This is a genomic window from Agromyces mediolanus (genome assembly GCF_044917495.1).
GTDB classification, from domain to species: domain Bacteria; phylum Actinomycetota; class Actinomycetes; order Actinomycetales; family Microbacteriaceae; genus Agromyces; species Agromyces mediolanus_B.
Window position 1 is genome coordinate 1 of the sequence record NZ_JAVSSI010000011.1, and the last position, 24430, is coordinate 24430.

At 73.9% G+C, this 24430-nt stretch carries 20 protein-coding genes; 13 read left to right on the top strand and 7 right to left on the bottom strand.

Annotated features, from left to right (window positions below; all coding sequences use genetic code 11):
* Window positions 1-293: 293 nt before the first annotated feature.
* The 3 genes from ROT00_RS14680 (at window position 294) to ROT00_RS14690 (ending at window position 3807) form a co-directional block, all read left to right on the top strand.
* On the top strand, window positions 294-1058 hold the full coding sequence (locus ROT00_RS14680; protein WP_404775772.1) for an ATP-binding cassette domain-containing protein: 765 nt from the start codon (window positions 294-296) through the stop codon (window positions 1056-1058).
* Window positions 1058-3145 carry a YhgE/Pip family protein gene (locus tag ROT00_RS14685; RefSeq protein ID WP_404775773.1) on the top strand — a complete coding sequence of 696 codons (2088 nt, stop codon included), beginning with the start codon at window positions 1058-1060 and terminating at the stop codon, window positions 3143-3145. Before ROT00_RS14680 ends, ROT00_RS14685 begins: the two co-directional genes overlap by 1 nt.
* 80 nt (window positions 3146-3225) lie before the next feature.
* Window positions 3226-3807: a TetR/AcrR family transcriptional regulator gene (locus ROT00_RS14690; protein ID WP_404775774.1), complete on the top strand. Its 582-nt coding sequence runs from the start codon at window positions 3226-3228 to the stop codon at window positions 3805-3807.
* Window positions 3808-3831: 24 nt separating this feature from the next.
* Here ROT00_RS14690 and ROT00_RS14695 read toward each other — a convergent pair whose 3' ends face one another.
* Entirely contained in the window at window positions 3832-4761 is a 930-nt protein-coding gene (locus ROT00_RS14695) for a LysR family transcriptional regulator (RefSeq protein WP_404775775.1), read from the bottom strand.
* A 70-nt stretch (window positions 4762-4831) separates the two neighbouring features.
* Here ROT00_RS14695 and ROT00_RS14700 point away from each other — a divergent pair, with 70 nt between their 5' ends.
* The 3 genes from ROT00_RS14700 (at window position 4832) to ROT00_RS14710 (ending at window position 8036) form a co-directional block, all read left to right on the top strand.
* The gene (locus tag ROT00_RS14700) at window positions 4832-5884 is read left to right on the top strand and encodes a YeiH family protein (protein ID WP_404775776.1); all 1053 of its coding nucleotides are present in this window, start codon (window positions 4832-4834) and stop codon (window positions 5882-5884) included.
* A gap of 194 nt (window positions 5885-6078) precedes the next feature.
* The gene (locus ROT00_RS14705) at window positions 6079-7371 is read left to right on the top strand and encodes an LCP family protein (protein WP_404775777.1); all 1293 of its coding nucleotides are present in this window, start codon (window positions 6079-6081) and stop codon (window positions 7369-7371) included.
* Between the two features lie 110 nt (window positions 7372-7481).
* Window positions 7482-8036, top strand: coding sequence for a hypothetical protein (locus tag ROT00_RS14710; RefSeq protein ID WP_404775778.1), 555 nt, complete (start codon window positions 7482-7484; stop codon window positions 8034-8036).
* A gap of 170 nt (window positions 8037-8206) precedes the next feature.
* Here the strand turns inward: ROT00_RS14710 and ROT00_RS14715 are convergent, their stop codons facing one another.
* From ROT00_RS14715 to ROT00_RS14725, 3 genes are all read right to left on the bottom strand, one after another.
* Window positions 8207-11917, bottom strand: a complete 3711-nt coding sequence (locus ROT00_RS14715) for an efflux RND transporter permease subunit (RefSeq protein ID WP_404775779.1) — start codon at window positions 11915-11917, stop codon at window positions 8207-8209.
* Between the two features lie 183 nt (window positions 11918-12100).
* Window positions 12101-12325: a hypothetical protein gene (locus ROT00_RS14720; protein WP_404775780.1), complete on the bottom strand. Its 225-nt coding sequence runs from the start codon at window positions 12323-12325 to the stop codon at window positions 12101-12103.
* A gap of 118 nt (window positions 12326-12443) precedes the next feature.
* A complete protein-coding gene (locus tag ROT00_RS14725) occupies window positions 12444-14222 on the bottom strand; it encodes a cation:proton antiporter (protein ID WP_404775781.1) in 1779 nt (592 codons plus the stop codon).
* Between the two features lie 88 nt (window positions 14223-14310).
* Here ROT00_RS14725 and ROT00_RS14730 point away from each other — a divergent pair, with 88 nt between their 5' ends.
* Window positions 14311-15132 (top strand): DNA/RNA non-specific endonuclease, encoded by an 822-nt coding sequence (locus ROT00_RS14730; protein ID WP_404775782.1) that lies wholly within the window; start codon window positions 14311-14313, stop codon window positions 15130-15132.
* A 100-nt stretch (window positions 15133-15232) separates the two neighbouring features.
* Window positions 15233-16150 carry a 3-hydroxyisobutyrate dehydrogenase gene (gene mmsB / locus ROT00_RS14735; RefSeq protein ID WP_404775783.1) on the top strand — a complete coding sequence of 306 codons (918 nt, stop codon included), beginning with the start codon at window positions 15233-15235 and terminating at the stop codon, window positions 16148-16150.
* 24 nt (window positions 16151-16174) lie between these two features.
* Here mmsB and ROT00_RS14740 read toward each other — a convergent pair whose 3' ends face one another.
* On the bottom strand, window positions 16175-16675 hold the full coding sequence (locus ROT00_RS14740) for a MarR family winged helix-turn-helix transcriptional regulator (protein ID WP_404775860.1): 501 nt from the start codon (window positions 16673-16675) through the stop codon (window positions 16175-16177).
* Window positions 16676-16726: 51 nt separating this feature from the next.
* Here ROT00_RS14740 and ROT00_RS14745 point away from each other — a divergent pair, with 51 nt between their 5' ends.
* From ROT00_RS14745 to ROT00_RS14755, 3 genes are all read left to right on the top strand, one after another.
* A complete protein-coding gene (locus ROT00_RS14745; RefSeq protein WP_404775784.1) occupies window positions 16727-16954 on the top strand; it encodes a hypothetical protein in 228 nt (75 codons plus the stop codon).
* Window positions 16955-17042: 88 nt separating this feature from the next.
* Entirely contained in the window at window positions 17043-17687 is a 645-nt protein-coding gene (locus ROT00_RS14750) for a hypothetical protein (RefSeq protein ID WP_404775785.1), read from the top strand.
* A gap of 5 nt (window positions 17688-17692) precedes the next feature.
* Window positions 17693-18283 carry a DUF1349 domain-containing protein gene (locus ROT00_RS14755; RefSeq protein WP_404775786.1) on the top strand — a complete coding sequence of 197 codons (591 nt, stop codon included), beginning with the start codon at window positions 17693-17695 and terminating at the stop codon, window positions 18281-18283.
* Between the two features lie 169 nt (window positions 18284-18452).
* On the opposite strand, the gene ROT00_RS14760 is transcribed toward ROT00_RS14755, so the two are convergent.
* Together ROT00_RS14760 and ROT00_RS14765 are read right to left on the bottom strand one after the other, a co-directional pair.
* Complete coding sequence (locus ROT00_RS14760) at window positions 18453-19766, bottom strand: FAD-binding oxidoreductase (RefSeq protein ID WP_404775787.1); 1314 nt, start codon at window positions 19764-19766, stop codon at window positions 18453-18455.
* A 237-nt stretch (window positions 19767-20003) separates the two neighbouring features.
* On the bottom strand, window positions 20004-22157 hold the full coding sequence (locus ROT00_RS14765) for a S9 family peptidase (protein WP_404775788.1): 2154 nt from the start codon (window positions 22155-22157) through the stop codon (window positions 20004-20006).
* Between the two features lie 141 nt (window positions 22158-22298).
* Between ROT00_RS14765 and efeU the strand changes: the two genes are divergently transcribed.
* Together efeU and efeO are read left to right on the top strand one after the other, a co-directional pair.
* A complete protein-coding gene (gene efeU, locus ROT00_RS14770; protein WP_404775789.1) occupies window positions 22299-23147 on the top strand; it encodes an iron uptake transporter permease EfeU in 849 nt (282 codons plus the stop codon).
* A 73-nt stretch (window positions 23148-23220) separates the two neighbouring features.
* On the top strand, window positions 23221-24429 hold the full coding sequence (efeO, locus tag ROT00_RS14775; RefSeq protein ID WP_404775790.1) for an iron uptake system protein EfeO: 1209 nt from the start codon (window positions 23221-23223) through the stop codon (window positions 24427-24429).
* Window position 24430 lies beyond the last annotated feature (1 nt).

Here is a 24430-nt window from a genome sequence, read left to right on the forward strand (position 1 = left end):
GGCCCCCACGCCCCGGCGCCCACGCCCCCGCGCCCCCACCCGCCCCGGCCCCCACGCCCCCGCGCCCGCGGGGTCGCGCGAACGGTCGCTCGACGTCCTGTGGATCCGCGATACGAGCGACTCCACGATGTGAAGTCGCTCGTACTGCTGCGTCGCTGCTGCGGGAGGGGCCGTTTGCGCGACTTCGGGAGGGGGGCGGCCGGGCGCTTGCGGCATCCGTCTCGCGTGATTAGACTGACTGGTCAGTACAAAGACGTGCGAACCATCACTCCGCACGAACCGAAGGAACGCACGTGCCGACCATCGTCAGGGCGAACGACCTCGCCCTCGCATCCAAGCGGGGCCCCGTGTACGGCCCCATCGACCTCCGCCTCGCCGACGGCCTCACCGTGCTGCACGGGCCCTCGGGCAGCGGCCGCACCAGCCTGCTGCTCACCCTCGCCGGCCGGATGAAGCCCTCGACGGGCACCCTCGAGACCCTCGGCGACGAGCTGCCCCGCGGCGCCCGTCGCGTGCAGCGCCGCACCGCCATCGCCGGCTTCGCCGGCATCGACGAGCTCGAGGAGTCCGTCACCGTCGGCGCCGCCGTCCGCGAGCGGGCCGCCTGGATCTCGCCGTGGTGGGCCGTCGTACGCCGGCCCGACGAGGCGGCGCTCCGGGGCATCCTGGGCCCGATCTTCGGCGAGGCGCCGCTGCCCGCACCCGACACCGTCATCTGGGAGCTCGACGAGGCGCAGACCACGCTCCTCCGCATCGCGCTCGCGATGATGAGCGAACCGAGACTGCTCTGCTTCGACGGCCTCGACGAGCTCCCCTCACCCGCCGCGCGCGACGCCGTCTGGCGCAGCCTCGACGCCATCGCGCGCTCCGGCACCGCCGTCGTCGTCTCGGCGTCGGCCCCCGAACCCGGGCGCTGGGCCGAGCTCGGCATCGAGCCGGCCGCCCACCCCATCCTGCGGCGCGCGGCCGACCCGGCCGCAGCCGCCTCCAACGCATCCATTCCGCCCGCCGACGCCGACCCCGCCGACGAGCTCGACGTCTTCCTGGAGCACGCCTGATGTTCGCCTTCCTCTCGCCCAGCACCGAGCTGCGCCGCTTCCGGAAGGGCACGCTGCCGAAGATCGCCATCGCGGTGCTGCTCTTCATCCCGCTCATCTACGGCGCCCTCTACCTCTGGGCGTTCTGGGCGCCCACCGACGAGCTGAAGAACCTGCCCGTCGCCCTCGTGAACGAGGACTCCGGCGCGCGCCTCGACGGCGAGCGGGTCACCGCCGGCGACGACCTCGTCGACGAGCTCACCGACGGCGGGCAGCTCGACTGGCGCGTCACGGACGCGGCGGATGCCTCGAGCGGCGTCGCCTCCGGCGACTACTACTTCGCCGTCACCATCCCGAGCGACTTCTCCGAGCGGGCCGTTTCGGTCGGCACCGACGAGCCGCGCCCCGCGAGCGTCGAGGTCGACTACAACGACGCCAACAACTTCCTCGCCTCCACCCTCGGCAAGCAGGCCATGGTGCAGCTGAAGGACGCCGTCGCCGAGCAGGTCTCGAAGCGCACGGCCGACACCCTGCTCGTCGGCATCACCGACGCGGGCGACGGCATCCGCCGGGCCGCCGACGGCGCCGACCGGCTCGCCGACGGGGTCGCCACCGCGAAGACCGGGGCCGGCGCGCTCGTCGTCGGCATCGGAGACCTCGCCGACGGCGCCGACCAGCTCGACGCCGGGGCGATCCGACTCGCCGACGGCTCGGGCACGCTCGCCGACGGGCTCACGCAGCTCCGCGACGGGGCCGGCGATCTCGCGGGCGGCGCCTCGCGCGTCGCCGACGGCTCGGCGCTGCTCGCCGGGAAGGTCGGCGAGGCGGCATCCGGCGCCCAGGCGCTCGCCACCGGCGCGCACGCGCTCGCCGACGGCGCCGGCACGCTGAGCACGAGCACCGGGGAGCTCGCGGGTGGCACGCAGCAGCTCTCCGGCGGCCTCGCCGAGCTGCTCGCCGCGATGCAGGCCCACCCGGAGGTGCCCGCGGCCGCCTATCTCGACAGCATGCAGCAGCTCGCCGACGGCGCGAGCACGCTCGACGGGAAGGCGCAGGAGGCGCTCCCCGGCGTGCAGGCGTACGCCGCCAAGAGCGCCGCCTTCGCCGGGAAGAGCGACGAGCTCGCCGGCGCCCTCGCGGCCGGGCAGCCCGGCGCGCAGGAGCTCGCCGCCGGCGCCGCGCAGCTCCGCGACGGGGCCGCCACCCTCGCATCGAAGTCGGGCGAGGCGGCATCCGGCGCGCGGACGCTCGCCGACGGCGCCGCGACCCTCGCGGGCGGCACCGGCTCGCTCGTGAACGGCACCGGCGAGCTCGCCGCGGGCGGCACGAAGCTCGCGAGCGGCGCGGGCGCCCTCGCCGACGGCAGCCGCACCCTCGCCGACGAGCTCGGCTCCGGGGCCGAATCGGCGCCGCAGCTGAGCCGGGCCGACGTCGAGTCCAAGGCCGAGGTCATGTCGGCGCCGGTGGCCCTCGACGAGCGCTGGCAGCACGAGTCGAAGAGCTTCGGGGAGGGCTTCGCGCCCTTCTTCATCGCCCTCGCGACCTTCGTCGGCGGACTCATCACCTGGCTCATCCTGCGTGCGCTGCCGAGCCGCGCGCTCGCTGCGGGCGCCACCGGGATCCGGGCGGTCATGACCGGGTTCCTGCCCGCCATGGCGATCGGCCTCGGGCAGGTCGTGATCATGGTGCTGGTGCTCGTCTACGGCATCGGCCTGGAGCCGCAGTACTGGCTCGGCACGGCCGCGTTCATCTACCTCGTGACCCTCGCGTTCCTCGCCCTGCAGCAGATGTTCATCGTCGTGCTCGGCAGCGCCGCGGGCCGGGTGGTGAGCCTCGTGCTGCTCATGCTGCAGCTCAGCAGCTCCGGCGGCACCTACCCCGTCGAGACGACGCCGACGTTCTTCCAGGCGCTGCATCCCTTCATGCCCGCCACCTACGTGGTGAACGGCCTGCGCGAGCTCATCACCGGCGGGGTGGACTCTAGACTGTGGCTCTCGGTGATCGTGATGGCCGGCATCCTCGTCGGATCGCTCGCGATCAGCGCCTGGAGCGCCGGGAAGCAGCGGGTCTGGAGCATCGGCCGGCTGCACCCCGAGCTCGTGATCTGAGCCGGCCGCCCGGCCATCCGCCCAGCCCGACCGCCCAGCCCGACCGCCCAGCCCGACCGCCCGACCAGGAGACGACCCCAGTGGCCCGCACCAGCACGACGAAGCGCCAGATCCTCGACGCCGCGCTCGAGCTGGCGGCCACGAAGGGCATCACCGGCACGACGATGGACGAAGTCGCCGAGCGAGCCGGCGTCGCCAAGGGCAGCCTGTACTACAACTTCAGCTCGAAGGACCTGCTGTTCGAGGCCCTGCTGAAGGAGCGCGTCGGGGCGCTCGCCGAGTCGCTGCGGCGGGCGAAGGGCGAGCGGCGCGGGCAGGAGGCCATCGAGGCCCTGGTCGCGGAGCTGCTCGACGTGATCGCGGCGAACTCCGCGCTCGCGAAGCTCATGGCGGCGGAGATCTTCCGCACCGACCGGGCCTGGCAGGAGACGCTGTTCGCGCTCCGGCACGAGGCGCTCGCCGTGTTCGCGGAGGCGATCGCCGAGGCATCCGGGCCCGCCGATGGCGCCCCCGCCGCGGGCGGGTCGGCCGCCGCCGGGCTCCGCGCCTCGGCCGTGTTCGGGGCGGTGCTCATGGCCGGACTCGAGTGGCTCGTCTTCGAGCCCGAGCGCGACCGGGCCGAGGTCGCGGCCGCCATCCTCGCCACCCTCCGCCCCGCCTGAGCCGGGCCCGCCCGGTCGGCGGTGCTACGCCGGCCGCGACGAGCGCCGCGCGATCGCGACGAGCTCGGCGGCGGCGTCGCTCGGCCGGGCCGTCGCGCGGCGCACCGCGCGCAGCCGCCGCCGGAGCTCGAGGCCGTCGACGGGGACCTCGACGAGGTCGCCGCGGGCGATCCAGCCGGCGACGGCGAGTTCGCTGAGCACCGCCGGACCCGCTCCCGCGGCGGCGCTCACCCGGACGGCCGCGTTGCTGCCGAGCTCGAGGCTCGGCGGCGCGAGCTCGGCTTCGGGGATGCCGAGCCGGTCGAGCGCGGCGGCGAGGGTGGCGCGGGTGCCCGAGCCGCCCTCGCGGACGACGAGCGGGGTCGCGGCGAGTTCGGCCGGCGTCAGCATCCGACGCCGGGCCCAGGGATGATCCGGCGCGACGACCACGGCGAGGCGGTCGTCGGCGACGGTGACGCTGCGGAGCCCCGGCGGCACGCGCGGCGTCTCGACGAAGCCGAGCTCGCAGTCGCCCGAGGCGACGAGCGCGAACACCTCCCGGGAGTTCGCGACGCGCAGCTGCACCTCGAGCTCGGGCCGGGCGCGGCGGAGGCGGGCGAGCCAGGCGGGGGCGAGGTACTCCGCGACGGTGAGGCTCGCGGCGACGTCGAGGTGCGCGTCGCGGTCGGCGCGGAGCGCGGCGCTCGCGGTCATCAGCTCGCGGGCGTCGTCGAGCACGCGGCGGGCCCAGTCGGCGACGGCGGCGCCGGCCGGGGTGAGTTCGGATCCGCGCGGATGCCGCGCCACGAGGTCGAGGCCGAGCTCCGACTCGAGCCGGGCGACGGCGCGGCTGGCGTTCGGCTGGGCCATCCCGACGGCGCGCGCGGCGGCGCCGAGGCCGCCGTGCTCGGCCACGGCGACGAGGAGCTCGAGCACGGCGAGATCGGGCCAGCGCTGCGGCGAGGATGCGGGCATATCACGATGATATGACTCGATGCCCGATCGACGGCTACTGGGATCGCCGGGCGGCACCCAGAGTGATCTGGTGAGCAGTCCCGCAGGTCCGAGCCCCGCATCCAGCCCCGTCTCTCGGTCCGCACGCCTCCGCGCCCTCGCCCCCGGTCTCGCGGCCGCGCTCGCCGCGGCCGGGGTTTCGCTCGCGCTCACCCTCGTGCTGCCGACCGTGAGCGCGCTCCTCGTCGCGATCGTGCTCGGCGTCGCCTGCCGCAACCTGCTGCCCCTCCCGGCCGCGCTCGACCCGGGCCTCGCGATCGCCGCGAAGCGGTTGCTGCGGATCGGCATCGTGCTGCTCGGCCTGCAGCTCGTGCTCGGCGACATCCTCGCCCTCGGGCCCGGGATGATCGCCGTCGTCGTCGCGATCGTCGCGGTCGGCATCATCGCCACCCTCGCGATCGGGCGCGCCCTCGGCGTCTCCCCGACGCAGCGGCTCCTGATCGCCTGCGGCTTCTCCATCTGCGGCGCCGCGGCCGTCGCCGCCGTCGACGGCGTGATCGAGACCGAGGACGAGGAGGAGGTCGTCACGGCCCTCGCCCTCGTCGTGCTGTTCGGCACGATCATGATCCCCCTCGTGCCGCTCCTCGGCTCCGCCCTCGGGCTCGGCGAGGTGCAGACCGGGCTCTGGGCGGGCGGGTCGATCCACGAGGTCGCGCAGGTCGTCGCCGCCGGCTCGGCCATCGGTTCCGCGGGACTCGCCGCCGCGGTGGTCGTGAAGCTCGCCCGGGTGCTGCTGCTCGCGCCCGTGCTCGCGGTCGTCTCCGTGCAGCGCCGCCGGGTGCTGCGCCGCGAGCAGGCCGAGGGGGCGGCGCCGTCCGGGAAGCGCCCGCCGATCGTGCCGCTCTTCGTGGTCGGCTTCCTCGTGATGGTGCTCGTGCGGTGGACCGGGGTGCTGCCGGCGGGCGTCCTCGCCGGTGCCGGCGTCGTCCAGACGGTGCTCCTCGCGATGGCGATGTTCGCCCTCGGCACCGGGGTGCGGTTCTCGATGTTCCGGCGCGTGGGCCTGCGCCCGGTCGCGCTCGCGGGCGCCTCGACGCTCGTCGTCGCGGGCGTCGCCCTCGGCGGCGTGCTCGTCGCCGGCTGAGCTCGCGCCGCCGGTCCAAGGTGCGACGGCCCAAGGCCCGGCAGCTCTGCGACCCAAGGTTCGACAGCCCGGCGGCCCGATCGGCGCCGGCCGGGGGCATCCCGTGAATCCCGCGACGCGCCGCCCGCTCCCGGCATCCTCCCCGGATCCGTCGATACCGTGGCGACTCCACCCGGCCGACCGAAGGAGACCGGATGCCCCGCACCGCCCAGCCGCCCGCCGACCCCTCGTCGTCCGCGCGCGGCGCTCGTCGTGACGCGCGCCCGCCGGCCCACGGCCGCCGTCGTTCGCGGCGGCGGAAGGTGCTGTTCGGCGTCGCGGGCGTCGCCACCGGGCTCCTCGTGGCCGGGGTCGCGTTCGCCGGCATCATGGCGGCGCGGGTGGCGGGCAACATCGCCGGCAACTCGGTCGCCAGGCCGGGCGACACCGACGGCCCCGAGATCCCCGACTGGAACGGCGCGGTGAACCTCCTCATCATGGGTTCCGACGTGCGCGCGGGTCAGACCTCGGCGAACTACGGCGACGAGGGCGGCGCGCGATCCGACGTGATGATGCTGCTGCACGTCTCGAGCGACCACAGCAACGCGACCCTCGTCAGCATCCCGCGCGACACGATGCTCCCGACGCCCGAGTGCACGACGCCCGACGGCGAGGTCATCGACGCGCGCGAGTCCGTGCAGATCAACGGGGTGCTGAACGACGGGCCGTACTGCTCGCTCGACACGATCCGCGAGTTCACCGGGCTCGACGTCGACCACTTCATCATCGTCGACTTCGACGGGGTGATCGGGGTGACCGACGCCATCGGCGGCGTGGAGATCTGCCTCGCGGAAGACGTCGACGACCCCGACTCGGGTCTCACGCTCGCCGCGGGGGAGCACACGATCCAGGGTGCGCAGGCCCTCGCCTTCCTGCGCACGCGGCACGGCATCGGCGACGGCAGCGACCTCGGCCGCATCGCGACCCAGCAGACGTACCTCTCGGCGCTCGCGCGCAAGGTGAAGGATGCCGGGACGCTCACGAACCCGGTCGCGCTCTTCGGACTGGCGGATGCCGCGAGCCGCTCGATCACGGTCGACGACGGCCTGGCTGGCCCCGACGCCCTCGTCGGGCTCGCGGGCACGCTCGCGAACATCGATCTCGCGAACATCGCCCTGGTGCAGCTGCCGGTGCGCGACTACTGGGCCGACCCGAACCGGGTCGAGCCGATCGCCGAGGAGGCGGAGGCGCTGTTCGCCGCGCTCGGCGCGGACGAGGCGCTCGTGTTCGCCACCGACGATCCGGAGGCGGACGCGTCCGACGGCGGCGAGGACGTCGGCGACGCCGCCGACGCGCCGGCGGCGGATGCCCCGGCCGCGGATGCCCCGGCAGCGGACGCACCGGCGCCGACCCAGGGCGCCACGCCGACACCCAAGCCGAAGGCGACGCTCGCCCCGGGCACGAAGGGGCAGGACGCCGCGACCGTCAGCTGCGCCGGCGCGTCCTGATCCGCGCCCGGTTCGGGACGACTATGACGTCGGGATTCCAGCTTCGCGGATGCGCGAGGTAGGCTCGCGGCTGGATCCGGGGACCCGATCGAGTGAATGAGGAGGATCTCATGGCTGTGCGCCGGAAGATCGTCGGACCCGGAACCGAAGCGCCGAAGGCATCCGGATGGAAGCGGCGAGCCGCGGTCGCCGCACTCGCCGTCGGCGCGCTGACGGGAGCCCTGGTGCCCGCCGCCGCGGAACCCGCGTCGGCGTACTACACGAGCGACGCCAAGGACTTCGAGGTGCTGACGCACATCCAGGACCGGGGGTGGACCCAGGCGTCGGGAACCCGGAACCAGGGCTTGCGACTCGAAGCGATCCAGGTCCGGCAGCTGAACGACAAGCGGCTCTGCCTCCGCGCGCACGTCGCGAACATCGGCTGGCAGCAGCAGCAGTGCACCAGCGGGCGGGGCTCGGTGATCACGGTCGGCACGACCGGTCGCGCCCTCGCGATCGAAGCGGTCGAGGTCACCCGGATCGGCTCGTACCGCCTGTGGGCGTACGCGCACATCCAGAACATCGGCGACCAGCGCGCCGGGGTCGACGTGGGGTCGGACCGGTTCACGGTGGGCACCACCGGGCGGGGCCTCCGCATGGAGGGGTTCCTCCTCAACAACGCCTGAGCCCCGGCGGTCCCGAGCCCCGGCGGTCCCGAGGGTCGGCTGGCCTCAGCTTCGACCGCGCCCGGGCAGCCGCACGCAGGCACACGCACGCACCGGATGGCGTGCAGCCGCATCCGGTGCGTGCGCGGGGCGCCGTGCCGGGCAGCCCCCAATGCTGCCCGGCACGCGCCTCAGCCGGCCGTCGGCGACGGCAGCTCCGGACCGGGGACCCCCGTGCCCGGTCCGGAACCTGTGCCGCCGTCCGACGAACCGCCGTTCGAACCGCCCTCGTTCGAGCTCGTGCCCGAGCCGCCGTCGCGGCGCGCGGCGCGGCGCTCGCGGCGCTCGGCGCGCCGGGTCATCCGCCGGTCCCGGCCCCGCTCGAACAGCAGGTACAGGATCGGCACGAGCACCAGCGTCAGCAGGGTGGACGAGATCAGCCCGCCGATGACGACGATCGCGAGCGGGCGCGAGATGAACACGCCGCCGCCGGTCAGCCCGAAGGCCATCGGCAGGAGCGCGAAGATCGTCGCCGCCGCGGTCATCAGGATCGGGCGGAGCCGCAGCCGGGTGCCGTGGCGCACCGCGTCGTCCAGCTCCGCTCCGCCCTCGCGCAGCTTGTTCACGAGGTCGATGAGCACGATCGCGTTCGTCACGACGATGCCGATGAGCATCAGCAGGCCGATGAGCGCCGGGAGCCCGAGCGGCGTCCCGGTGAGGAACAGCCCGAGCAGGGCGCCGGTCGCCGCGAACGGCACCGACACGAGGAGGATCATCGGCTGGCGGAGATTGCGGAACGTGCCGATCATGACGAAGAGCACGAGCACGATCGCCGCGAGCATCGCGAGCCCCAGCTGGGCGAACGCCTCGTCCTGCTCGGCGGAGACGCCGTGGACCTCGTAGTGCACGCCGCCCGGCAGCTTCACCTCGGCCATGGCCGAGGTGACGGCCGCGTTCGCGGCATCCAGCGCCCCACTCTCCGGGGTGACCGAGATCGCGACCTCGCGCTCGCCGCCGATGCGGGTGACCGACGGGGCGGTGAGCTCCTCGGTGACGGCGGCCACGTCGGCGACGCGCACGGGGGTGCCGCGCAGCTCGCCCGCGGCGGTCTGCTCCTGCGTCATCCGCTCGGCCTCGGCGCGCTGCTCCGCCGCGTCGTCTCGCGCCTGACGCAGCTGGTCGACCTGCGCGTCGCTCGCGGCGATGCCCTGCTCGGTCTGCGCGATCGCACCCTCGAGCGCGGCCAGCTGCTCCTGGCGTTCGCGGATCGCCGCGGCGTTCGCCTCCTCCTGCGGGGTGCCCGGCTTCGCCGGGACGATGGGCGCCGCGCGCAGGGCGGCGAGCTGTCCGCGCATGGCGGCGAGCTGCTCGCTCAGCTCCCCGCGGGCCGACTGGGCGTCGGAGATCTGCTCCTCGAGCGCGTCCGCGGCCTCGGCCTGGGCGCTCTCCGCCTGCTGCTCCTGCTCGGCCTTCAGCTTGTCGAACGCGGCCTTCTGCGCGGCGGCCGTCTGCTTCGGGGTGACCGGCAGCAGCAGCTCGGCGACGCCGGCGGCACCTCCGGTGACGGTGCTCGTGCGGATCACGATGTCGCGCTCGCGCCCCTCGAGCATGAGGGTGCCCGCGGGGGTGCCGCTCAGGGCGGCGTCGATGGCCTGGGCCACCTGCTGCTGGTCGAAGCCGAGCGCCGCCGCCTTCACCGGGTCGACGACGACGCGCACGACCGGCTGCTCGCCGGAGAGGCTGCTCGTCGCCTTGTCGACGCCGGGCTCCCCTTCGAGGGCCTTCACGAGCGCATCGCTCGCCTCGCGGAGTGCCACGGGGTCGTTGCCGAGCACGCGCAGCTCGATGCCGCCGCCGCCGAAGCCGCTGGTGTCGACCGCGGTGAGCTCGAACTGCGCCGGGTCGCCGAGCGGCTCGAGCGCACGTTCCACGTCCCCGCGGACGGTGTCGGCCTTCGCGCCCTCCTCGAGGAGGATGTCGTAGGTGATGCGCGCGGGCTCGCCCGAGGTGCTCGACTGCGCCGGGATGGCGGCGACGACGTCGCGCACACCTGCGACCTCGCCGAGCGCGCGCTCGACCGGTTCGGCCGCCTCGGCCCGCGACGCGAGGTCGACGGCGTCCTTCGGCGTCTGCTGCAGCGAGAGGCTCTGCTGCCCGGACTCGCCGAGGAAGTCGGTCGGGATCACGACGCTGAGCGCGAGGGTCGCCACGAGGATGACGACGGAAGCGCCGAGCGTGATCAGCGGATGCCGTCGCGTCGCGCCGAGCGCGGGCATGATGCTCCGCTGCAGGCGGTCCTCCGGGCTCTGCATCTCCGCCTGGGCGATGGCCGCGGCGTCGAGCGGTGCGGCGTCGTGCTCGGCGTCGTGTGCGGCCGCGCCGGCGGGGCCGGCCGCCACGGACTCCGCCGAGGCATCCGCCGCCGCCCGCTTCGCCGCCCGGTTCTTCAGGAACCAGTAGGCGAGCACGGGCACGATCGTCAGCGCGACGACGAGCGAGGCGAGCAGCGCGATCGTGACCGTGATGGCGAAGGGCCGGAACAGCTGTCCGGTGAGCCCCGACACGAAGGCGATCGGCAGGAAGACGGCGACGGTCGTGAGCGTCGAGGCGGTGATGGCGCCCGCGACCTGCTTCACCGAGGCGACGATGTCGGCCGGGGTGGGTGCGCGCCGTTCCGCGTGTCTGGAGATGTTCTCGATGACGACGATCGAGTCGTCGACGACGCGTCCGATGGCGATCGTGAGCGCGCCGAGCGTCAGGATGTTCAGCGTGTTGTCGCTCCACCAGAGGCCGATCATCGTGATGAGCAGCGACAGCGGGATCGAGACGGCGGCGATCACCGTCGAGCGCCATGAGCGGAGGAACGCGAAGATCACGATGACGGCGAAGAGGAGACCGAGCGCGCCCTCGACGGAGAGGTCGTGGATCGACTGCTCGATATACGGCGCCTGGTCGAAGAGCGTGACGAACTCGGCGCCGAGCGACTCGCTGAAGTCGTCGAGCTGCGCCATGACGCCGTGCGAGATGTCGACGACGTTCGCCCCGGAGCCGGGCGTGATCTGGATCGTGAGCGCCGGCTTGCCGTTGACGCGGGAGATGCTCGTCGCCGCCACGGACTGCAGCGAGACGTCGGCGACGTCGCCGACCCGCACGGAACCCTCCTGGACCTGCACGGGCAGCGCCTGGATCGCCTCGATGCTCCCGAGGCCGGGACCCACGGTGACGGAGACGGCGCCCTCGGCGCCGTCGACCTGACCGGCCGGCAGCACGGCCGCGTTCGCCTGCAGCGCCTGGAGCACGGCGGCCGCCTCGACCTTCAGCCGCTCCAGGTCGGCGGGACGGATCGAGACCTCGACCCGCTGCTCCTCGCGCCCGGACAGCGTCGCCTCGCGCACCCCGTCGACCGAGCGCAGCGCCGGCAGCACCGTCTGCTCGAGCGAGTCGGCGAAGGCGACGGGGTCGCCGGACGAGCCCGCGGTGAGCATCATCGCGGGCATGTCGCTGCTGGAGCCCGACATCACGTCGACGCGCGCGCCCTGCGGGAGGGCGGCCTTCGCACCGTCGACCGCGGCGCGGATCGCCCGCTCGGTCTCGTCGGCGTCGAGTTCGAACGGCCAGGTGACCGAGATCTGCGCCGACCCGGTGCTCGAGACGGAGCTCACCTCGGTGATGCCCGCGACCGAGCGGAGCGACTGCTCGACCGGCTCGGTCGCGACCTCGGCCATCTGCTCGGGGGCGAGGCCGGCCGCCTGCACGGAGATGAACGCCCCGGGGTACTTCACCGGCGGCATCAGCTCCTGCCGGAGCGAGCCCATCGCCACGAGCCCGAGCAGGGCGATGGCGATGGTGATGAGGCCGACGATGGCCCGGTTGGCGAGACTTGCTCGGGTGAGGAAGGTCATGGCGATCTCCGGTCGGGGGCACGGCCGGATGGAGCGGGCATCGGTGCACGAGCGCGCCGGGCAGAGGCCGCGCCGGGCGATGGTTCCAGTTCACTCGGCGAGGCGGGGGTCGGGCATCAGCCGGTCGAGGGAGATCAGTGGTACCCCGGGACCACTCCGCGAGGATGACGGGCCCGCCCGCGGTCAGGCGGCGTGGCGCGGCTCCTGCGCGAGCTCGTAGCGGAAGCGGCGCCGGTGGCCGCGACGCCGGGCGCGCAGCCGCTCCGCCCGGGCGAGGGACTCGGGGTCGAGGGCGCCGACGCGGTCGAGCGAGGTGGGGCGGAGATGGTTGCCCTCACGGGCGCACGCGCAGGGGAGCCGGGTCTCCTCGCCGAGCGGGCCGAAGACGAACTCGAGGTGGCGGGCCATCCGGTCTCCCTCCGTTCGCGATGCGCCTACGGAAGGGATGCGGATGCGGGGCGATCATGACGCGGATCGCGCCACGGATTCCGTTCGCACCGGGACGGCGGCCGGATGGCCCGGTGCGCTACTCGATCGCCTTCAGCTCGATGCTGATCTGCTCGGCGTCGAGGTCCTCGAGCGCGGCGCTCAGCGCGGCGGCGCTGAACCGGCCCTCGTCGCGGGCGTCGAGGAGCGCGTCGCGCTGCGCCCGGATCATCCGGAGTCGCAGCTGGCGCACCCGCTCCGGGTCGACGAGCCGGCGCTGCTCGGCCTCGCCCGGGACCGGCACCGCCGGCGTCGCGGGCTCCGCCGAGGCATCCGCCCCCTCGACCTCGGCGAGCTCCTCGTCGGCGTCGTCGCCCGCGCCCTCCTGGTTGGACAGCTGCCAGGCCGCGCGCATGCGCTCGGCCATCGCGCGGATCGCGGGGTCCTCGGAGCCCGCGACCTCGGCCATCGCGGCGGATTGGAGCAGGCGGCGCAGCTCGCGGCGTTCGGCGGCGCCGTCCTCCGGGTCGCGCGCCGGCATCACCCAGCGCACGAGCCACGGCAGCGTGCCGCCCTGGATCAGCAGCGAGCCGATCGCGACGAGGAAGGCGATGAAGACGAGCAGCGAGCGGTTGGGGGTGTCGGAGGGGAGGGTCTGCGCCGCAGCCAGCGTGACGACGCCCCGCATGCCGGCCCAGACGACGATCGTGCCCTCGCGCCAGCCGAGCCGTTCGTCGAGGTAGTAGTCGATGTCGGCGACGCGGCGACGGAACATCGAGCGCACCCGCTCGGCCTGGGCGGGAGAAGCCTTGGGATGCACCGGGATCGCGGCGCCCGGATGCGTCTGCTGCTTCGTGCGGATGAACTCCCGCACCGCCTCGGCCCGGCGTGCCCGGCGGGCGAGCCCCGCGAAGAGCGGCGCGACGTACGCGGCCCGGATGAGGATCGTCGCCGCGAGGGCGATCGCCGCGAGCCCCGCGGCGTGCCAGGCGCCCGAGTGCGCCGTCTCGACGTCGTCGACGATCGCGGTCAGCTCGAGGCCCATGATGAGGAACACCGCGCCCTCGAGCACGAGCTCGACGGTGCGCCAGTTCTGCGCGTCGGACAGGCGATGCTGCGGACTCAGGAACTTCGCCGCGCCGCGTCCCGTGATGAGCCCGGCGACCACCGCGGCGACGAGCCCGGAGGCGCCGAAGTGCTCGGCCGGGATCGAGGCGAGGAACGGCATGGTGAAGGAGATCACCGTGTTCACCGTCGGATTCATCACCCGGGCGCGCAGCCGCAGGTTCAGCCAGCCGATGACGATGCCGATCACCGCGGCGAGGACCACGGAGTAGACGAAGGAGCCGGCGACGCTCCAGAGCGAGACCGTCGCGGCGATCCCCGCGATCGCCGAGCGCAGCAGCACGAGGGCGCTCGCGTCGTTCAGCAGGCTCTCGCCGTCGAGCATCGCCACGACCCGCGGCGAGACGCCGAGCCGTTTCACGATCGAGGTCGCGACGGCGTCGGTCGGGCTCACGATGGCGCCGAGCGCGATGCCGGCCGGGATGCCGAGATCGGGGATGAGCCACGCGAACAGGAGGCCGAGGAGCACGGAAGTGACGACCACGAGCACGACCGAGAGCCCGCTGATCGCCCCGAAGTCGCGGCGGAACTCCATCGCCGGCATCGACACCGCCGCCGAGTAGAGCAGCGGCGGCAGCACGCCCGCGAGGATCCACTCCGGGTCGATCTCGAACGCGGGCACGACCGGCAGCAGCCCGACCCCGAGGCCCACGAGCACGAGCAGGAGCGGCGCGGCCACGCCGAGCTTCGGGGCGAAGGCCGTCGCCGCGGCGATGGCGAGCAGCGCGAGCACGCCGGCCAGCAGCAGATCCATGGGGACATTCTGCCGTGCCTCGGCGGCCGGGCGCAGGGATGCGCCTCGCCGGGGCCCGCACGTCGGCGGGATGTGCTGGGCTGGGGGCATGGGATACGAGTCGGACTTCCTCGGGATCGAACTGCCCCTGCCGGTGCCGCTCGACGCGGCCGGCTCCGGTCCGCTGCTCGACTACGTGCACTTCTCCGTGCGCCTCGACCAGCGGCGCCGGCTGGCGCGGGTCACCGGGGTGAACCTCGACGGGACCGCGCTCGTCGAGCTCGAGCGCTCGGGCGAGGCGTGGCGGCTCGACCCGCGCATCCCGGCCGACGGGCAGACCGGGCCCGAGGTCTACGCCGACAACCCGCTCGACCGGGGCCACCTCGTGCGCCGTCGCGATCCCGTGTGGGGCGAGCCCGCCGTCGCCGCCCGCGCGGAGTCCGACACCTTCCACTACCCGAACGCCGCGCCGCAGGCGGCCGGGTTCAACCAGTCGAAGGAGCTCTGGCTCGGCCTCGAGGACCACGTGCTCGCCTTCGGCGCGGCCGAGGGGCTCCGCCTCGCGGTCTTCACTGCGCCGGTGCTCGCCGCCGACGACTCGCCGTACCGGGGCATCCGTCTGCCGCGCCGCTTCTTCAAGGTCGTGGCGTGGCTGCGCGGCGATCGGCTCGCCGCCGCGGGCTTCCTGCTCGACCAGTCGGCGCTCATCGAGGGGCTCGCCGAGCGGCTCGCCGAGGTCGAGCCCGGCTCGGCCGGGCGCGGCGCGCTGCCCGAGCTCGGCGGCTTCCGCACCTTCCAGCTGCCGATCGGCGAGCTCGCCGCCCTCGCCGGGCTCGCGATGCCCCAGCTGGTCGCCGCCGATCGGATGCCCCGGGCCGTCGCCGCCGAGGGGTGGCGCGAGCTCTCGGACCCGAGCGGACTGCTCCTGTAGCCCGCGCGGGCGCCCCTCCGCCGCACCTCGGTCGCCCGTCCGGCGCGCCTCGGGCGTACCGTGGAGGGGAGCACATCGACACCGGGGTCGGGAGGTCGTCATGTCGGTCATCGCCTGGATCGGGCTGGGGCACATGGGCGCGCCCATGGCGGGGAACCTCGTCGCGGCGGGCCACGAGGTGCGCGGCTTCGACGTCACCGCGGATGCCGCGGCGGATGCTTCGGCCCGGGGCGTGCGCGTCGCCGCCTCCATCGCCGAAGCCGTCGCCGGGGTCGAGGCCGTCTTCACCTCCCTGCCGCGCGGCGAGCACGTGCGCGCGGTCTACGCCGGCCCCGGCGGCGTGTGGGAGACGGCTCCGGCTTCGGCGCTGCTGCTCGACACCTCGACGGTCGACGTCGAGACCTCGCGCTGGTGCCACGAGGAGTCGGCGGCCCGGGGCATCCGCTTCGTCGACGCCCCCGTCTCCGGCGGCATCGCCGGGGCCGCCGCCGGAACGCTCACGGTCATGCTCGGGGGCGAGGCGGGTGCGATGGCGGCCGCGCGGCCGGTGGTCGAGCCGTTCGCCGGCCACGTCTTCGAGCTCGGCGGCCCGACGAGCGGCATCGCCGCGAAGCTCGCGAACAATCTCATGCTCTTCGTCTCGCTGCTGGGTGTCGCCGAGGGCGCCGCGCTCGCCGAGTCGCTCGGACTCGACGCGGAGCGCTTCTTCGAGGTCGCCTCGGTGTCGTCGGGGGAGTCGTGGCCGCTGCGCACCTGGTACCCCGCTCCCGGGGTGGTGCCGACGAGCCCGGCGAACCGCAACTTCGACGCGACGTTCACCGCGGCGCTCGCCGAGAAGGACCTCTCCTTCGCCGTCGAGGCGGCGGCGGCCTCGGGGGTGCGCACCCCGGCGGCCCGGATCGCGCTGGACCAGTTCGAGCGGCTGATCGGCGAGGGCTACGGCGCGAAGGACTGCAGCCTCATCGCGAAGTTCGCCTCGCCCGACGGCCGGATCGCGGGCTTCGACCCGCACGAGTGACCCGGCTCGGCTCGACAGCCGGGCTCAGCGCTCGCCGTGCTGGACCGCGTCGATGACCTCGCCGAGGCGGTCGCGCAGGGAGCCGAGCTCCTCGAGCGTCATCCCGAGCCGGTCGACGACCTGGGGCGGGATGCCGAGCGCCTGTTCGCGGAGCGCCCGACCGGTCGGGGTGAGCTCGACGTCGAGGGCGCGCTCGTCCTTCGCGCTGCGCTGCCGGGTCAGGTAGCCCTGCGCCTCGAGCCGCTTCAGCAGCGGGGAGAGCGTCGCGGGCTCGAGCTGGAGCGCGTCGCCGAGGTCGCGGACGGTGCGCGGGCTCCGCTGCCAGAGCGCGAGCATGACGAGGTACTGCGGGTGGGTGAGGCCGAGCGGCTCGAGGATCGGGCGGTAGACGCCGATGACGCCGCGGGCGGCGACGGCGAGGGCGAAGCACACCTGGTTCTCGAGCGCCAGGAGGTCGATGGGTTCGCCGTCGACCTCGACGATCGAGGCATCCGTGCGGTCGTCGCTCGCGCGCTGGTCCTGCATGGTCACCCCTCCAGTATTGCGCATGAGCTAATAATTAGTACACTAATGATTGTGACACGAAGAGAACACCCCGCAGGCGAACAGCCCCGACGGGGGTATGCGGGCCTCATCGACAAGCTGAACGCGAAGCTCCTGCCCTACATCGGGCCGCCGCCGCTCGGCCCCTACGACGACGAGCCCGTCGCCACGCGCCCCCCGGCCTGCCCGATCTGCGGCAAGCCGATGTCGGAGCACGACATCGACCGCTCGGGCGAGCGCACGCAGCTGCACTGCCCCTGAGCGTGCGCTCCTGCCCTCCCGCCCTCCCCTCGTCCAGCCGTGCGCCGCTAGGCTCGTAGCCGGGCATCGGAGTCGGAAGGGAGCGGGGATGCGCTGGTTCCGTCGGAGGCGTCCGAAGTTCAAGGCGTTCGACCGTTCCGCCCTGCCCGAAGTCCAGCCACCGAGCGTCGAGGAGATGATCGACGAAGGCGTGATGCTCGCCGAGTCCGCCGGCCGGATGACGCTCCGCAACCGCTTCGTGGTCGAGGCCCTCCGCGGTGAGGACCCCTACGACGACGACCGCGCCGCCGCGGCGGCCCGCGAGGTGCTGCACGAGCTCGTGCAGCAGGCCGACGCGACCGCCGAGCTCTCCGCCGAGGACCGGGAGACCGCCGCCAAGCGCGAGGGCAAGGCGAAGCACCAGCACGACTACCGCCGCGCCGACACCGGCAACCTGCGCCGTCGCGAGAAGGTCTACGCCGCGGTCGCGAAGCGGCTCTGGGAGCTCCGCGAGGACCCGGAGTACCTCCACGAGTTCGCGACCCGCGCCCGCGACGAGGCGTGGAACGACGTGGCCGGCGCGATCGAGGCGCGGCTCGACCGCGAGTGGCCGCAGATCGAGGTGGATGCCGAGTACGAGCTCGCCCGCCCGCAGCGCATGCGCGAGCTGTTCGAGGACCTCGAGCGCGCCGTCGAGACGGCGGAGCTGAAGCGCGCCGAGCGCGAGGACCCCTTCCACGGCTACGTAGGCTGAGGCCCATGCGCATCCCCTGGACCGACGGACGCTGGACCCGCGAGCCCGTGGCGGCGGAGGAGCGCGACGGCGCCCTCCTCGTCCGGGCCGTCGAGGGCAGCGACTACTGGCGCGAGACCCTCTACGGCTTCGTGCACGACGACGGGCACGCGCTGCTCGGCTCCTGGCCGGCGGATGCCGCGATCGAGGTGTCGTTCGACAGCGCCTCCCTCACCGAGCTCTACGACCAGGCGGGCATCATGCTCGTCGCGGGGCCCGAGCGCTGGGTGAAGGCGGGACTGGAGCTGAGCGACGGCGTGCCCCAGCTCGGCGCCGTGGTCACCGACGGCCGTTCGGACTGGTCGATGGCGCCGGTGCCGGAGTGGGCGGGGCGGACCGTGACCATCCGCGCGAGCCGCATCGGCGACGCCGTGGTGCTGCGGGCCCGGGCCGACGAGGGGCCGTGGCGCACGTTCCGGGTGACGCCGTTCCCCGCGGCTGCGGAGGCCGGCCCGATGATCTGCGCGCCCTCGCGCGCGGGGCTCGAGGTCGCGTTCACCGCCTGGCGCCGCGCCGCCGCCGACACCGAGCTGCACGCCGACCCGCCGACCGCGTAGTCGGCCGGTTCGCTGAGCCTGCCGAAGCGTCGGCTGGTTCGCTGAGCTCGTCGAAGCGTCGGCTGGTTCGCTGAGCTCGTCGAAGCGCTCGGACCGGCTCGCTTCGACAGGCTCAGCGAACCAGGCTCAGCGAACCAGGCTCAGCGGACGAGGCCGCCACGGCGGGCGGCTACGCCGGCGCGATCGCGTGCCCGTGGCGGAAGAGGTGCTGCGGGTCGGCCTCGGCCTTGATCCGCCGCAGCCGCGCGAGCGTCTCGGACGGGTACATGGCGCGGATGACGTGCTCGCCGCGCTCCTCGGAGAAGTTGCCGTAGACGCCGCTGAGCCGGGAGAGCACCGCGTCGTGGCGGGCGCGGAGCGCCACGACTTCGTCTTCCGGGGCGTCCTTCGGCAGCACCGCGTTCACGACGACGAAGGTCTCGGCGTCGCGGAAGGCGATGGCGGTCGCGTCGGCCGGCACCCGCCCGAACGCCCCGCCCAGCGTGCGGAGCAGCAGCATGGTCGGCGCCGGACCCTCGAGCGCGCCGAGGCACGCCTCGAGCAGCGCGTCGTCGAGCTCGGGGGCGAAGCCGTTGCCGCCGACGAAGCGGAACGGCGGCTTGCCCGGCGGGGCGTCTTCGAGCAGCTCGGAATACGCCACCGGCCCGAGCGCCGTCTCCTCCAGGGAGTCGAGGGCGAGCAGCGGTGCGAGCGCGTCGCGCAGCTCGGCCTCGCTGCCGCGTCTCGCGACGGCGACCATCGGGCCCGCGGGCACTTCGGGTGAGAACGGCGGGAAGACGAGCAGCGTCGAGTTGAGCGCCTCGTCGGACCGGACCGCCTCGCGCCACGCGCGGAGCACCGCCGGGGCATCCGTCTGGGCGAAGCGCAGGTGCCCGCCCGCGAGCCCGTCGGCGGGGACCGCCTCGAAGGTGAACGAGGTGACGACGCCGAAGCTGCCGCCACCGCCGCGGATCGCCCAGAACAGCTCGGGGTGGTGCTCGGCGTCGAGCTGCAGCACCTCGCCCGCGGCCGTGACGAGCTCGGCCGAGCGCAGTGCGTCGATCGTGAGGCCCTGCTGACGCACGAGCCAGCCGATGCCGCCGCCGAGGGTCAGCCCGCCGACGCCGACGTCGCGGGTGTCGCCCGAGCTCACGCCGAGGCCGGCGGGTTCGAGCGCGGCGGCGACGTCGCCCCAGCGGGCGCCGCCGCCGACGGTGACGAGGCGGCCGTCGCCGAGCGACACGGTGTTCAGCTCGGCGAGGTCGATGACGAGTCCGCCGTCGATCGGCTCGCTGCCGTGGCCGCCGGAGCGCACCGCGATCGGGGTGCCGTGCGCTGCGGCCGCACGCACCGCGGCCGCGACCTCGTCGGCGCTCGCCGGACGCACCACCGCCTCGGGGGAGCCGACGCCGGCGAAGACCGAGCTGCCGGCCTCGTACTCGGCATCGCCGGGCCCGAAGGCGCGGCCGGGGAGGATCTGCTGCAACGCTGCGAGGATCGCCATGCGCGCCAGTGTGCCAGCAGCCGCCGACGTCCGCATGTTCGCTGAGCCGGAGTGGTTCGCTGAGCCCGTCGAAGCGCTTCGACAAGCTCAGCGAACCAGGCGCTTTGCCGGGTTCGCTTCGACAAGCTCAGCGAACCAGGCGCTTCGACGGGCTCGCTTCTACGAGCTCAGCGAACCAGGCGCTTGCCGGGCTCGCTTCGACGAGCTCAGCGAACCAGGCGGCTCAGCGAGCCAGGGCTACTCCCCGCTGGGGTGCGCCTTCGCCCGGTCGATCACCCAGGCGTACGCGAAGGCCCGCTCCCGCCACGAGGCGTAGCGCCCCGAGACGCCGCCGTGCCCGGCCGCCATCTCGATCCGCAGCAGCGGCTCGGCGCCCGCCTCGCGCAACCGCGCCACCCACTTCGCGGGCTCGACGTAGAGCACGCGGGTGTCGTTCAGCGAGGTCACCGCGAGGATCGGCGGGTAGTGCCGGCCCCCGTGCCCGCCGTCGCGCACGTTCTCGTACGGCGAGTACGACTTCATGTAGGCGTAGACCTCGGGGTCGTGCAGCGGGTCGCCCCACTCGTCCCACTCGATGACCGTGAGCGGCAGGGAGGGGTCGAGGATCGAGGTCAGCGGGTCGACGAACGGCACCTCGGCGAGGATGCCGCTGAACGCGCCCGGGGCGAGGTTGGCCACGGCGCCCATCAGCAGCCCGCCGGCGGAGCCGCCCTGCGCGACGAGCCGGTCGGGCGCCGTCCAGCCCTCGTCGTTCAGGTGCTTCGCGACGGCGACGAAGTCGCTGAAGGTGTGCTTCTTGCGGAGCTTCTTGCCGTCCTCGTACCAGTGCCGGCCGAGCTCGCCCCCGCCGCGCACGTGCGCGACGGCGAAGATCATGCCGCGGTCGAGCAGCGAGAGCCGGGCGACGCCGAAGCCGGGGTCGATCGAGTGCTCGTAGGAGCCGTAGCCGTAGAGCAGCGTCGGCGCCGGCGTGCCGGGGGTGACGAGGTCGTGGCGGTAGACGAGCGAGATCGGCACCCGGGTGCCGTCATCGGCCGTCGCCCACTCGCGGCGCTGCACGTAGCGCGTCGGGTCGTAGTCGCCGAGGACGGGCTGGCGCTTGCGCAGCCGCCGCTCGCCCGTCTCCACGACCACGTCGAACACGGTGGAGGGGGTGACGAAGCTCGTGTAGCCGATGCGCAGCTGCGGCTGCGCCCAGTCCGGGTTGCCGCGCACGCCGACGGCGAAGAGCTCCTCGTCGAAGACGAGCTCGTGCAGCGTGTCGTCGGCGGTGGCGCCCTCGGGGATGCCGGCGGCGGGAACCTTCGCGATCGCGACGCGCGGCAGCCCGCCGCGGCGGTACTCGACGGCGACGAAGTCGCGGAAGGCATCCACGCCCTCGAGCCGCACCGCCGGGTCGTGCGGCAGCAGCATGCGCCGGGGGCCCTCCGGGTCGTCGGCCGCGACCGAGACGAGCTCGAAGTTCGGCGCGCCGTCGTTGTGGGTGATGAGCAGCCGGTCGCGGCCGCCCGCGACGAGGTGCTCCACGTCGTACTCGACGCCCTCGCGCCGGGGCCACACGACGCGGAACTCCCCGGTCGGGTCGTCGGCGTCGAGGAGGCGCGTCTCGCTCGTGATGTTGGAGCCGGCCTCGATGACGAGGAAGCGCCGGCTCCGGGTCATCCCGACGCCCAGCCAGTAGCGCTCGTCGGGCTCCGAGAAGACCTGCACGTCGGCGGATGCCTCGGTGCCGACCTCGTGCCGCCAGATCGTGTCGGGTCGCCAGGACTCGTCGACCGTCGCGTAGAAGACGTAGCGCCCGCTGGGGTCGAACAGCGCGCCGCCCGAGGTGCCCGGGATGACGTCGTCGAAGGTGCGGCCGGAGCCGTCGACCGCGCGGATGCGCAGCTCGTAGCGCTCGTCGCCCTCGACGTCGACGCCGGTGAGCAGGAGCGCCCCGTCGGCCGAGACGTCGAAGCTGCCGAGCGCGAAGAACTCGTGGCCCTCGGCCTCGGCGTTCTCGTCGAACAGCAGCTGCTCGCCCGGCAGCGCCTCCCCGCCGGACTCGGGCAGCACGGGCGGCTCCCAGTCGTCGGGGCCGGCGGCGGGCACGCGGCAGTGGATGCCGTACTCGGCGCCCTCGCGGGTGCGGGTGAAGTACCACCAGTCGCCCTCGCGGGTCGGCACCGAGAGGTCGGTCTCCTTCGTGCGGGCGCGGATCTCCTCGAACACCTGCTCGGTGAGGAGGGAGAGGTGCTCGGTCTTCGCCTTCGTGTACGCGTTCTCGGCGTGGAGGTGGGCGATGACGGCGGGATCGTCCTTCTCGCGCAGCCATTCGTAGTCGTCGACCACCACGTCGCCGTGGTGCTCTCGCTGCGTCGGTCGCTTGGGGGTCACGGGCGGAGTGAGCACGTCCCCACGCTACCCCCGCGGCCGGTTCGCGGCCCCGCCGGCATCCGAAGCTGAGAATCCGTTTCGCCGACGGGCTGCACTTAGGTTAGCCTTAGCTGCTCTCATCCGAGCCTCCTTCCTCATCACCCCTGGGAGACGCCCGTGCTCGCCAACTACCTGATCGGCCTCCGCGAAGGCCTCGAGGCCGGCCTCATCGTCGGCATCCTGGTGGCGTACCTCGGCAAGACCGGCCGCCGCGACCTCCTCGGGCGCCTCTGGATCGGCATCGGCCTCGCCGTCGCCGTCTCGCTCGGCGTCGGCGCCGTGCTCACCTGGGGCCCGTACGCGATGACGTTCCAGGCGCAGGAGGTCCTCGGCGGCGTGCTCTCGCTCCTCGCCGTCGCGATGGTCACCTGGATGATCTTCTGGATGGGCACCCACGGCCGCACCCTGTCGAGCGAGCTGCGCGGACAGGTGGATGCCGCGGTCGAGCGCTCCTCCTGGGCGATCGTGCTCCTCGGCGCCCTCTCCGTCGGCCGCGAGGGCGTCGAGACCGCCCTGTTCGTCTGGGCGAACGTCGCCGGCGGCAGCGACCCCGTGCTCGGCACGCTCGGCGCGCTCGCCGGCATCGCCACCGCGATCGTGATCGCCTGGGGCATCTCGAAGGGCCTCGTGCGCTTCAACCTCGGCGCCTTCTTCACCTGGACCGGGCTCTTCCTCATCCTCGTCGCGGCCGGCGTGCTCGCCTACGGCATCGGCGACCTGCAGGAGGCCTCGGTCATCCCGGGCTGGGGCGCGCCCGCCTACAGCCTCACCCAGGTAATCCCCGCCGGCGGCTGGCTCGACACCCTCCTCGGCGGCATCTTCAACTTCACGCCCGAGCCCACCTGGGCCCAGGTCATCGGCTGGACGGCTTACGTCGCCGTCACGATGGCGCTCTACCTCGTGATGCTGCGCCGCCGGCACACCGCGGCCGCGGCCCCGCCCGCCCCGGCGCCCGTCGCCGGCTGAACGTCGACGCCCGTCGGCCCGCCAGGCCGTCGCCAGCAGTGATCCGATCCACTCACCGACCCTTGGAGCATCCATGACCCGTCGTGCCCTCCCCGTCGCCGTCGCGGCGACCGCGCTCACCGCGCTCGCCCTCACCGGCTGCGTCGCGAAGTCCGAGCTCGCCCAGGCGATCGCCGTCGACATCAGCGACGAGGCCTGCGCTGTCCAGACCGCGACGGCCGCCGCCGGCGCCGTGACCTTCTCGCTCACGAACTCGGGCAGCGACGTGAACGAGTTCGAGATCCTCGCCGACGACCAGCTGCGCATCGTCGGCGAGAAGGAGAACGTGACGCCGGGGCAGACGGTCGACTTCACCGCCCAGCTCGAGCCGGGCACCTACTACACGGCGTGCAAGTTCCAGCAGGTCGGCGCCCCGGTCGGCCTCGCCGAGTTCACCGTCACCGGGAAGGCCTCCGCGGTCTCCGCCGACGAGCAGGAGCTCAGCGACCAGGCCGTCACCGAGTACCTCGCGTACGTGCGCTCGCAGTCGTCCGAGCTCCTCCCGCTCGTGCAGCAGCTCGCCGACGCCTACGCCGCCGGCGACGACGAGGCGGCCCGCGCGCTCTTCGCGAAGGCGCGCGTGCCCTACGAGCGCATCGAGCCCACCGCCGAGGCCTTCGGCGACCTCGACCCGAAGATCGACTTCCGCGAGGTCGACGCCGTCGCCGACGGCCTCGACTGGACCGGCTTCCACCGCATCGAGAAGGACCTCTGGGCGCCGAAGCCCGGCGAGCTCAACTCCGACGGGCAGGACGCGCTGAAGGACTGGGCTCCCTCGACCCCCGAGGAGCGGAAGGCCTACGCCGACGGCCTCGTCGCCGACGTGACCCAGCTGCACGAGCTCGTCACCGACTCCGCGTTCTCCGTGTCGCTCGCCGACATCTCGAACGGCGCCATCGCCCTCCTCGACGAGGTCGCCGCCGGCAAGATCACCGGCGAGGAGGACTGGTGGAGCGGCACCGACCTCTCCGACTTCGCCGCGAACGTGCAGGGCGCCGGCGTCGCGTTCGGCGCGGTGCGCGCGCTCGCCGAGTCGAAGGGCGACGAGGGCACGGCGCTCGCGGGCGAGATCGACGAGCGCTTCGGCGCGCTCGAGGACGAGCTCGCGAAGTACGGCTCGCTCGACGCGGGCTTCGTCGACTACGCGACGCTGACGGATGCCGACAAGAAGGCCCTGAGCGACCGCGTCAACGCGCTCGCCGAGCCGCTGTCGCAGCTCACCGCCACGGTGCTCGGGGTCTGAG